Annotated in this window: 9 protein-coding genes, 1 pseudogene and 1 riboswitch; of the genes and pseudogenes, 3 read left to right on the plus strand and 7 right to left on the minus strand. The window is 60.5% G+C overall.

Going from position 1 to position 10,997, the window contains the following annotated elements; translation table 11 throughout:
• Positions 1-4: 4 nt before the first annotated feature.
• Genes thiS through thiC form a run of 4 tightly spaced genes read right to left on the minus strand, consistent with a single transcriptional unit; the run spans position 5 to position 4,569 of the window.
• A complete protein-coding gene (gene thiS / locus BN1143_RS17700; RefSeq protein ID WP_042051559.1) occupies positions 5-211 on the minus strand; it encodes a sulfur carrier protein ThiS in 207 nt (68 codons plus the stop codon).
• Positions 208-984 (minus strand): HesA/MoeB/ThiF family protein, encoded by a 777-nt coding sequence (locus BN1143_RS17705; protein ID WP_042051560.1) that lies wholly within the window; start codon positions 982-984, stop codon positions 208-210. The genes thiS and BN1143_RS17705 overlap by 4 nt, the downstream gene beginning before the upstream one ends.
• Positions 974-2,581 (minus strand): thiamine phosphate synthase, encoded by a 1,608-nt coding sequence (gene thiE / locus BN1143_RS17710; protein WP_042051561.1) that lies wholly within the window; start codon positions 2,579-2,581, stop codon positions 974-976. Before thiE ends, BN1143_RS17705 begins: the two co-directional genes overlap by 11 nt.
• Complete coding sequence (gene thiC, locus BN1143_RS17715) at positions 2,578-4,569, minus strand: phosphomethylpyrimidine synthase ThiC (RefSeq protein WP_042051562.1); 1,992 nt, start codon at positions 4,567-4,569, stop codon at positions 2,578-2,580. Before thiC ends, thiE begins: the two co-directional genes overlap by 4 nt.
• A gap of 256 nt (positions 4,570-4,825) precedes the next feature.
• Positions 4,826-4,939: riboswitch (TPP riboswitch) on the minus strand.
• Between the two features lie 86 nt (positions 4,940-5,025).
• Between thiC and BN1143_RS22135 the strand changes: the two genes are divergently transcribed.
• A complete protein-coding gene (locus BN1143_RS22135) occupies positions 5,026-6,555 on the plus strand; it encodes an aryl-sulfate sulfotransferase (protein WP_197069881.1) in 1,530 nt (509 codons plus the stop codon).
• A gap of 258 nt (positions 6,556-6,813) precedes the next feature.
• Here BN1143_RS22135 and BN1143_RS17725 read toward each other — a convergent pair whose 3' ends face one another.
• The 3 genes from BN1143_RS17725 to BN1143_RS22675 all read right to left on the minus strand — a co-directional run bounded on the left by BN1143_RS17725 (position 6,814) and on the right by BN1143_RS22675 (position 9,513).
• On the minus strand, positions 6,814-8,277 hold the full coding sequence (locus BN1143_RS17725; RefSeq protein WP_197069883.1) for an aerolysin family beta-barrel pore-forming toxin: 1,464 nt from the start codon (positions 8,275-8,277) through the stop codon (positions 6,814-6,816).
• A gap of 260 nt (positions 8,278-8,537) precedes the next feature.
• A complete protein-coding gene (locus BN1143_RS17730) occupies positions 8,538-9,011 on the minus strand; it encodes a hypothetical protein (protein ID WP_042051567.1) in 474 nt (157 codons plus the stop codon).
• 85 nt (positions 9,012-9,096) lie between these two features.
• Complete coding sequence (locus tag BN1143_RS22675; protein ID WP_010635345.1) at positions 9,097-9,513, minus strand: hypothetical protein; 417 nt, start codon at positions 9,511-9,513, stop codon at positions 9,097-9,099.
• Between the two features lie 90 nt (positions 9,514-9,603).
• Between BN1143_RS22675 and BN1143_RS22680 the strand changes: the two genes are divergently transcribed.
• Positions 9,604-10,272, plus strand: coding sequence for a response regulator transcription factor (locus BN1143_RS22680; RefSeq protein ID WP_016349215.1), 669 nt, complete (start codon positions 9,604-9,606; stop codon positions 10,270-10,272).
• A 43-nt stretch (positions 10,273-10,315) separates the two neighbouring features.
• Positions 10,316-10,997: pseudogene (locus BN1143_RS17745) on the plus strand (HAMP domain-containing protein); the annotation flags it as partial.

The following is a 10,997-nucleotide window of genomic DNA, read 5'->3' on the forward strand; positions in this document are numbered from 1 at the left end:
TGGGTCAGCCTCCTGCAATGGCGGTAAAGAGGTGAAGTTCGTCCCCATCATTGAGACGGGTCTCGGCCCAGCGGCCACGTGGCAGCACGGCGCCGTTAAGGGCCACCGCTACCCCCTGTGGATTAACGTCTTGCGCCGCCAGCAGGTCGGCGACACTCTGCCCTGCCGCCAGCGGCTGGGCTTCATCATTGAGTCGAATGGTCAAGGTCATGGGGTGATCTCCTTGTGCGGCCCGCAAACCGGGCAATCGGGATCGGGGGCCAGAGTGAGGGTCTGCCACTGATGGGCCAGCGCATCGAAGCGGCGCAATGTGCCGGCGACCGGGCTCGGCAGGCCGAGCAACAGTTTCAGTGCCTCCAGCGCCTGCAGGGTGCCCATCACCCCGACCAGCGGGCCGGTGACGCCGCTGGTCTCGCAGCTCTGACTGACTTTCGTATCCTGCGGATAGAGGCAGGCGTAGCAGGCGTGATCGCTGTTTACTCGTGCCATCAGCTGCCCCTGCCAACCCACCGCCGCGGCGGAGATCCAGGGCTTGCCCTGAGCCACGCAGGCGGCGTTGATGGCCTGGCGGGTGGCCAGGTTGTCGCAGCAGTCGACAACCAGATCCACCTCGGCCACAAAACCGGGCAGGCTGGCGGCATCGAGCCGCTGGTTGATGGCAATCAGCTCCACCAGCGGGTTGTGGGCGGCCAAGCGCTCGCGGGCCAGCTCCGCCTTGGAGTGGTTGACCGCATCAACATCGAACAGGATCTGGCGCGGCAGATTGCTGGAATCCACCGTGTCGCCATCGGCGAGCCACAAGGTGCCCACACCAGCCCCGGCCAGATAGAGGGCCAGCGGCGAGCCGAGCCCGCCCAGGCCCACGATCAACACGGATTTGCCTTTTAGCCGCGCCTGACCGTCTTCCCCGATCTCCCCCAGCATCAGCTGGCGACCATAGCGCAAATACTCTTCGTCACTGAGAGACGTGGCATCAGAGCGCATGTTCCACCTCTCTTATGTCAGTGGCCGAGCGCGGCTCATCCCCTGCCCCCACGGCCGCGAGCAGCCACTCGGTCGCTCCCTGCCAGTCGTCGCTGGCAGTGATGGCCGAGACCAGCGCAATGCTGCCGACCCCGCTCCCCTTGACCGCCGCCACCCGCTCCTCGCTGATGCCGCCGATGGCGACCGTCGGCCAGTCGCACATCAGGGCGCGGTAGCGGTGCAGCCGCTCCAGCCCCTGGGGGCGCGAAGGCATCGCCTTGGTGTTGGTCGGGAAGATATGGCCGAGTGCGATATAGGAGGGGGCCAGCTCGCGGGCCCGCATCAGCTCGAAGTAACCGTGGGTGGATATGCCAAGGCGCAGCCCGGCGGCCTGAATGGCGGCGAGATCGGAGGTCTCCATGTCCTCCTGCCCCAGGTGCACGCCCCAGGCGCCCGCCTCGATGGCCTGCTGCCAGTAGTCGTTGATAAAGAGCCGTGCCCCATGACGGCGACCGAGCGCGACCGCCTCGGCAATGGCCGGCGCCACCTGGGCGGCGGGCAGATCCTTGATGCGCAGCTGGATGGTCTTGACCCCCTGCCCCAGCAGGCGCTTGAGCCACTTGACCGAATCCACCACCGGATAGAGGCCGAGGCTCTGTTCGGTCGGCGCGAAGGGGCCCTGCGGCAGGCGGGCGCTGCTCGCCTCATACAGGCCGAAACGGCGATCGAGCTTTGATCCCGCCAATACGGCACGGGGGAAGTGGGCGAGATTGTCTGGCCAACCCAGGTGGGCGATGGGGCCTGGGCCTGCCCCCACCCCCTGTGCCGCCGCCAAGCCCTGTTGCAGGTAGGCGCGCGCCAGGGTGATGGCGTCTTCCACCGGGTAGTCCTGTGCCACCACGGCGGCGATGGCGCTGGCGTAGCAGCAGCCGGTGCCGTGGCCGTGGCGGGTATCGAGGCGCGGCGCGGCAAGCCAGAATTCGCGGCTCTCGTCCTGGTAGTAGTCGAGGCAGAGATCCCCGCCCCACGCAAGGTGGCCCCCCTTCACCAGCACGGCGCGGGCGCCGAGTTCGCGCAGGCGCCGTGCGGCGAGGCGCACCAGCTCGGGGCTGCTGACCGGCAAGCCGGTCAGGGCCTCCAGCTCGGGGCCGTTGGGGGTGATCAAGGAGAGGCGCGGCAGCAGGTGCTCGCGCACCGCCGCCAGCATGCCGGGCTCCGCCATGGGGGTGCCGGTGCTGGCGATGGCCACCGGATCGTAGACCACGAAGGGAGCATCGACGGTCGACAACCTGCGGGCCAGCACCTCCACGTGCAGCCGGGTCGGCAGCAGGCCAATCTTGATGGCGGCGGGTGGCAGATCCAGCCCCAGGGCGTCGATCTGGGCGGTGAAGGTCTGCATCAACACGGGGTCGACCATCTTCACCGCCACCGAGTTCTGGGCCGTGATGGCGGAGATGACCGAGCAGCCGTGCACGCCGAGGTCGTGCAGGGTGTGCAGGTCGGCCTGAATGCCGGCGCCACCGCCGGAGTCTGAACCGGCGATGGTCCAGACCACAGGGCGAGAGTCGGTCACGGGCGACTGGTCGGCGGGGCTGACAGCCCCGCGCTCGCTGCTCACGCCTCCTCCCCTGCGGCCTGCTTCAGGGTCGCCGCCTGGTGGTAGATCTCGCCGCCGGTCTCCTTGAAGGTCTCGGCCATCCGCGCCATGCCGCTCTCCACCTCGGCCACGACCCGCTCCTGCTGGCCGTCCATGCCCACCATCTTGATCTCCACCGCTTCCAGCTTGGCGGCGTAGTCGCGCACGTCCTGGGTGATCTTCATGGAGCAGAACTTGGGCCCGCACATGGAGCAGAAGTGGGCCACCTTGCCGGACTCCTGGGGCAGGGTCTCGTCGTGATAGGCACGGGCGGTGTCGGGATCCAGCGCCAGATTGAACTGATCCTCCCAGCGGAACTCGAAGCGCGCCTTGGACATGGCGTTGTCGCGGATCTGGGCGCCCGGGTGGCCCTTGGCAAGGTCAGCTGCGTGGGCGGCGATCTTGTAGGTGATGAGCCCCTGCTTCACGTCCTCCTTGTTCGGCAGGCCCAGGTGCTCCTTGGGGGTCACGTAGCAGAGCATGGCGCAGCCGTACCAGCCGATAAGCGCGGCGCCGATGCCGGAGGTGAAGTGATCGTAGCCCGGGGCGATATCGGTGGTGAGCGGGCCCAGGGTATAGAAGGGGGCCTCGTGGCAGTGCTCAAGCTGCTCGGTCATGTTGCGCTCGATCATGTGCATGGGCACGTGGCCGGGGCCCTCGATCATCACCTGCACGTCGTATTCCCAGGCAATTTTGGTGAGCTCGCCCAGGGTGCGCAGCTCGGCGAACTGGGCCTCGTCGTTGGCGTCATAGACGGAGCCCGGACGCAGGCCATCACCCAGCGACAGGCTGACGTCGTAGGCGGCGCAGATCTCGCAGATCTCGCGGAAGTGCTCGTAGAGGAAGTTCTCCTTGTGGTGGGAGAGGCACCACTTGGCCATGATGCTGCCACCGCGCGACACGATGCCGGTGAGGCGCTTGGCGGTCATGGGCACGAAGCGCAGCAAGACGCCGGCATGGATGGTGAAGTAGTCCACCCCCTGCTCGGCTTGTTCGAGCAGGGTGTCGCGGAACAGCTCCCAGGTGAGATCCTCGGCGATGCCGCCCGTCTTCTCCAGCGCCTGGTAGATGGGCACGGTACCGATGGGCACCGGACTGTTGCGCAGGATCCACTCGCGGGTCTCGTGGATGTAGCGGCCGGTGGAGAGATCCATCACGGTGTCGGCGCCCCAGCGGGTCGACCACACCAGCTTCTCCACTTCCTCCTCGATGCTGGAGGTGACCGCCGAGTTGCCGATGTTGGCGTTGATCTTCACCAGGAAGTTGCGGCCGATGATCATGGGCTCCGCTTCCGGGTGGTTGATGTTGCTGGGGATGATGGCGCGGCCGGCGGCCACTTCACCCCGCACGAACTCAGGGGTGATGTTCTGGGGCAGTCTGGCGCCAAAGCCCTGACCCGGATGCTGGGTGCGCAAGAGTTCTGAGCGAACCCGCTCGCGGCCCATGTTCTCGCGCAGGGCGATAAATTCCATCTCGGGGGTGACGATGCCGGCGCGGGCGTAGTGCAGCTGGGTGACCCGGCGGCCCGGCTTGGCGCGCCGAGCGCTCGGCAGGTGTTCGAACCGCAGGTGATCCAGCCCCTCGTCGGCCAGGCGCTCCTGGGTGAAGGTGGAGCTCAGCCCTTCCAGCGCCTCGGTGTCAGCGCGCTCCAGCACCCACTCCTCGCGCAGGCGCGGCAGGCCGCGGCGCACGTCGATGGGGGCGGCCTCTTCCCCATAGGGACCCGAAGTGTCGTAGACCGGCACCGGCTCGTTGGGCTCGAACTGGGGGGCTTCCTTGGTGCCGCCGACGAAGGTATCGGCCAGCTGGATTTCACGCAGGGGCACCCGGATGTCGGGGCGAGAACCTTCAATAAAGATGCGGCGGGAGTTGGGGTGAGCCATCCCCTTCAGGTTATCGATAAAGGTCTGGGCGCTGGAGCGCTGCTCGCGGCGGCTGGATTTATTGGTATCAGAAACATTGGTAGACATAGCAAAACTCACATTAACTGGTTGAAGTTATGGGTGTTTGCTTGTCTGGAGTTCGAGGAGAAGATGAACTTGCGGCGGGGTGTGCTCGGGGGAGTGGGCGATGGATCTCTTCTGCCCTGCTGCCCCTCTCTCCCTGACAGGAGAGCCGGTGCCTGATGGACGACCGGTAGGGGCAGCCTCCCCCTGTGCGCCTGTAGCGGCCAGAGGCGGTCTGCCTCTGGCTGGCGGGAAGGTGCTCCTTCCCCGGCGCGGTAACCCGCAAGTTACCCTTGTTTCCCTTCGCAGGTCTTAACCTGATCAGGTTCCACGGATCCCGAATTAACGGTCTCAGCTTAGCGTCGTTCGACGGTCAGCACTCCGACAAGATGGCGCCAGTATATATGGCTTATTTTTTTACTCAACCCTGATTTTTTCGCTACACTGGGGCAATTCATTAACACAGGGATGGTGTTTGCTATGTACATGAAAAAGTCATTTTTGTTCAGTCTCGTATGTCTCGGACTATATGGTTGTAACGGAGGAAGTGACAACAGTAAAACACTGGCTGAACAATTCAAGTATGATCCTGCAACCCAAGTTGTTGAAAATGACATCCATGACTCCGTTTTTATTTCGGCACTGGACTTGTCAGGGTTGGATAATAGTAAAATTAAAAGCATCGCTTTCACCATAAACCCCAAAGTAGGAAATTATGCCAAACCGGTTACAGCCACATATGATTGGCAATATATTTTAACCAATGGGTTGTATGATGCATCCAGCAACAGAGTCCAGCTTCCCATCTTTGGTTTATACAGCGCCTATACCAATGAAGTGACCGTCAACATTCAGTTTGTTGATACCAGTAACTATGTATTTAAAAAGACAATTGCCACCGATACCTATATCGACAGCGCAGGAGTCTATGACAACGTAGGAATCAGTATCAAACCCTCTGCTACACCGACTTATAGTTATTTTTATATAAAAGGCTCATTAAAGTCTCCTATCATCATGGATATTGATGGAGAAATTCGTTGGGATGCCAATATAAAAAGAGCATCTGGGTCATCAGTGTTTATTGATGGAGAATTTCTGACAGGGGATGTAAAAAATAAATTGATATACGCTACCACTCTTTATGGGAAAGCAACCTCACTTGAAGTCAATGGCACAGCCATGGAAAATGATGCATATTTCCATCATAATATTGATCAGGGCAAGCATGGAATATTGATTGAACTGGATGGAACCACTGATGGTGCATTGAAATTAGAATCTTTCCTCAGTGAAATAAATACTGACGGCAAGGTCATCAAGGAGTGGGATCTCGGCAAGATATTTTCTGAATACATGTTGCAAGAGGGGGACGACCCCAGCAATTTTGTCAGAAACGGTGCTGACTGGTTCCACATGAACGCAGCTACCTATGACCCGTCCGATGACACTTTGGTAGTCTCCAGCCGGGAAAATTTTGTCGTCAAATTGGACTACAACACCGGCAAGCTGATCTGGTTGCTTGGTGATGAAACCAAACACTGGTACTCCTATCCTTCCCTGCAGAAGCTGGCGTTGTCGCTCTCCTCCGGACAGACACCGGTAGGACAGCATGCCATCTCCATGACCAAGGATGGCAAACTGATGTTGTTCAACAACGGGCGAAGGAGTTTCAACAACCCTATCGGCACCCCGAGCGGCATAGATCTGGCCACCAGCCAGACCGCCATCTTTGCTATCGACAGCCAGAGCAAGACGGCTCAAGTGGTCTGGAGTTTTGACGATGGCATCTATTCCGATATCTGTTCCAGCATCTATGAAGACAAGCTGGCAGCTCAAGGGGATTATCTCATCAACTATGCAGCAGCCGACAACCGGACCAGGGTTATCATTCAAGGCATAAACAAGGAGAAGCAGAAACTCTTCGAGTTTACCTATCCGAGTGCAATCCCCTGTGCCACCTCCTGGAACGCCATCCAGATCCCTCTCGAAAACATGCACTTTCAGTGACAGGAAAAGCAGCGCCACTCAGTGGCGCTGCTTTAGCTATGCATCTCCACCCGGTCAGACGACACTATTCGCTACCACTCTGTCCCCGTTTTCAGTCCGGCTGAAGCTCAACCCGCAATCATTCCGTCAGCAAGTCGCATCATCGAAGGCCAAGAAAACCGGGCGACATAGATAGCAAGAGCTCAGGTCTCCCCAATGGAAAAATGGTTCACCGCAAGCGTCAGCAGCAGACCCCATGAAGTGGCCTGCTAAAGAGGATTATTGAGCTGGAGTAATGGTCAGGGTCACATTGCCAAAGCCTTCGCTGGCAAGCGTATCCTGATCCAGTTCCAGAGCGGTGAGAGCCACCCCTTCGGCAGAAGCGCTTCGTTGCTGAACAGCCGCTGCGGCGCGAGTCTGGGGCTGCCCAATCTCGATATCGCCGGCAAACTGGCTTTCGGCATAGAAGTCGCCGGTCACGGCCGAACGGGTCGGACGCAACACGCGGCCAAGGTTATTCTGCATGGTCGACAGGCCATACTCGCCGATGGTCCAGTTCCAGTCCCACCACTTCACTTCACCCGGGATGTAGCGTTTGTCCCACTGATAACGGATGCTGCTGGCCTTGTCGCGGAACGGGCCAACGGCAAAGGTATGTTCCCAGGTCGGACGATTGGTCGGATGGGTGTACCAGGCATTGCCTCCCCAGCGCAGGAACCCCTTCATGGTCAGGTCATAATTCACCTCGGCCTTGAACTCATAGGGGTAGGAGATGTTGGACTTGTAGAGAGCGACGCGCACCGGCACGCTGGAGTGGGGTGGCACAGTGGGGCGAGCCTCGACCGACACGGTCTCGGTGGTCGCTCCCCCCTTCTGTTCGGCCCAGCTCTGGGTTGAAGAAATCTCGACCGAGTATTCAGTGCTGGAAACCTGCGGGATCTGGAACGTCTTCTTGATGCCGACCTTCTCGCTGAGACTGTAGGTATCCGTCTTGGACCAGTTGGTGGCCTTGTCATACTTAAGGGTAACCACCACCTGCTGAGGCAGATCCGTGTAGTTGGTCGCATTGGCGGTGATGGTCTTGATCAGCTGTTTGCCACTCTCGGTAACCTGGCCATGACTGAAGGAATCCGGCTCCAGCGTGTACGAGAAGTTGCTCACCTTGATGGAACTTTTCTCCCCACAACGGTATCCAGAGCAACCACCATCATTATTTCCCTTTATCAACCAGCCATCGCTGAGCCTGGTCACATCCATATCTTCCCCGACATAGGGGCTATGATTCCCGCCCACCCAGGCGTATCCCAAATAGTGGGCAAGATAGCTCACAGGTTTGATGAAATAATCTTTGTCATGCACCATTCGCCATTGCACATCGACTTCATCACCTGCCGGAATATTCCATGCGGAGAGGGAAGGAATTTCTCCAGAGATAGGGGCGTTGGGGTAACACCATGTTTCACCCGCCGTTCCCTGTTTTATTTCTCCATTATATCCAGGTCCCATGATCACCCAGCGATTGGCCAGCCCGGTAATCTGCCACTGTCCCATACGGCTGACCAGATTGCCCTTGATGCTCATGGCTTCATCACGGGTAAGGGGGCGATAGCTGCTGGCACAGACTCCCTCCCCCAGACCGAACCATTTGACCTGGTCAGGATAGACTGGCTCAGCCGCCTGGGCCTGGACGAGCATCAATGAAGATGCCAACAGCACCAGATTGACTGTTATTATTTTATTCATCATTTATTCCTCTTTCAGACAGACGATAGTTTTTATTATGCAGAAATAACACCTTTCATTTTGACAGGCATGAACTCCAATGAGCCCCGCCACAGACAAAATAAACCACCAAAATTCATCCATGACAAACAAAATATATACAAGGCGGGAAAATAATTAGAGCGGCAACTTTATTGAGGGATTAATCATAATTATTCTGGCGGGATAATTTAATATCAATCCAGGACATGACGGCGTTTATTAAATAAGAAGTTCCTGAATTACTCTTCCGGATTAATTATGGTTATCTCACGTAAAATTCCATCTGCAGAACGCAGCAGCACCAGCGCACTACCCTCGTGCAAGTCGGTAGCCGAACCGTTGACCCAACGCACATTTCGGTCGAGCGACAAGGTGCCGAGTGTAGCCAGCACCAGGTGCCGACCATCGAAGGATCGCAAACGATCCTCTGCCCGCTGCCAACGGCCTGATATCGCCGGAGATCCGGCCGCCAACAGCTCAATCCGGGTAGCCACCCCATCAGTCACCTGCAGGGCCAGGTGATCACCCGGCCGCAAGGGGTGCTGCCACGGCTCACCAAGCCGCCAGACCGGGGCGCTCCCAAGCTCCACCTCAGCCCCCTGAAACTGCAGGCGCAGGCCATCGTTGTGTTCCAGCTCCACCAGCCAGAGTTCGCCATCGGCGGCCAGAGCGCAGAGCGGCAGTGTCAGCAGCAGGAGGGAGGTGCGTGTCATAGCAGAAGGCCCATGGTCAAACCGTGCGAGGTTTAACTATGGGCCCGGTGAGTGGTTTTTTCCGCCCGGTTCGTCTTGCCGTGCATCAGTCATCCTCGCGGCAGCGGCTCAGGCGCATGCCGTCAAACTTGCACTCCAGCTCCAGCCAGCGTCCTTCGAACGGGGCCAGGCTGTCGTCCGAGGTGACATAACCCCAGATCCGCCCCTGTTCCACCGGCCCTTCCAGATCCATCTCGTCATCCTCTTCCAGCTTCTCGACCTCCCGGATCAGCCGCAGTTCGCCCTCGACCACCCCTTCCAGATCGACCCAGGTACCGCCGAGATCGTCCTCTCTCAGCCCGTCCTTGAAGCGGGTCTGTTCGTCGAGCACAAAGGGAATGCCGTTGACCATCAGTTGGCCCAGCTGCCAGGTGGTGCGGCCGGTCAATTTGAACTCCGCCGACTGCGCAGCGCCGAATGGCAGCAAGATCAGCAGCAGGAGAGTGCAGAGAGACTTCTTCATCGGGGATCCTCGGGGTTACACTGCCACACAGGATGCCTCATCCGGTGTGAGATGACCGTGAAATGGCGGTCGGAACCAGGAGATCAAAGCATGAAAATACTGGTGGTGGAAGACAATCCCCAGGTCGCGGAAACCATCATGGATTATCTGGAGCTGGCGGGCCACCGGCTGGACTGCGCCTATCACGGCCAGGCGGCCCTGCAGTTGCTGGCCGAGCAGCGCTTCGACGTCATCATAATGGACGTCATGATGCCGCGCCTCGACGGCCTCAGCACGGTAGCCCGCCTGCGGGAGCAGGGGATCCCGACCCCGGTGCTGTTTCTCACCGCCCGCGACAGCCTGGATGACAAGCTGGCAGGCTTCAAGGCCGGCGGCGACGACTATCTGGTCAAGCCGTTCGCCATGGAGGAGCTGGAAGTGCGGCTGCAGGCGCTGGCCCTGCGCGGCCCCCGCAGCGACATGGGGGCCCTGTGCGTGGGCGAGCTGACCCTGGATCCCGCCAGCGGCCGCGCCACCCGGGCCGGGGTCGAGCTCAAGCTCGGCAAGATCCCGTTCCAGATCCTCACCCTGCTGGCCCGCCGGGCCCCCGCTCTGGTCACCCGCCAGGAGGTGCTCGACACCGTCTGGGGCGACGAGGAGCCGGACTCCGACGCCCTGCGCAGCCACATCTATGCCCTGCGCAACGCCCTCGATAAACCCTTCCCTACCCCCATGCTGGAAACCCTGCACGGCCAGGGCTATCGACTGGTGACCCCATGATGGGCCGCCAGTGCTGCCTGACCCTGCCCGCAGGGAGGCCATCATGAGCCTGCCCAGCCTGCGCCGTCGCCTGATCCTCACCCTGAGCGGCGCCGGCCTGCTGCTGCTGGTCATCATCAGCCTGCTGATGGTGGTGGCCGAGGACAAGATGGAGGAGCTCAGCCTGCGCCACTGGTTGGAGGCGGAGGTGACCCGCTACAGCGACGACTGGTTGCGGCTCGGCATGGCGGCCCCCGCCCCCAGCCCGCGCCAGTTCTCCAGCTACTGGACCGAGGCCGGCCGCCTGCCGGTCTGGCTCAAGCCCTACCAGAGCCCGGGCTTCTACGAACACGTGCTGGGGGACGAGGACAAACACTTCCTGGTGCGGCCCCATCCGTCCGGTAAGGGGCTGCTCTATCTGGTGTTCAACGACGACGCCGACGACTACCTGGATCCCTACGAGGATCAGCTGCACCTGGCCACCCGGCTGATCGGGCTGACCCTGCTGCTCGGCTGCATCGGCTTCGGCATCTGGCTGGTGCGCCACATCACCCGGCCGCTGCAACGGCTGCAGCAGCGGGTCGCCCACCTCACCCCGGATCAGGCGGACTTCGTGCCCGATGCCCCCTGGCAGGAGCTCAGGGACATCGAGCTAGCGCTGCTGGCCGGCAAGCAGGAGGTGGCTGCCGTGTTTGCCCGCGAGCAGGAGTTCAGCCGCTTCGCCAGTCACGAGCTGCGCACCCCCA

The organism is Aeromonas dhakensis (genome assembly GCF_000820305.1).
Classification (GTDB): domain Bacteria; phylum Pseudomonadota; class Gammaproteobacteria; order Enterobacterales; family Aeromonadaceae; genus Aeromonas; species Aeromonas dhakensis.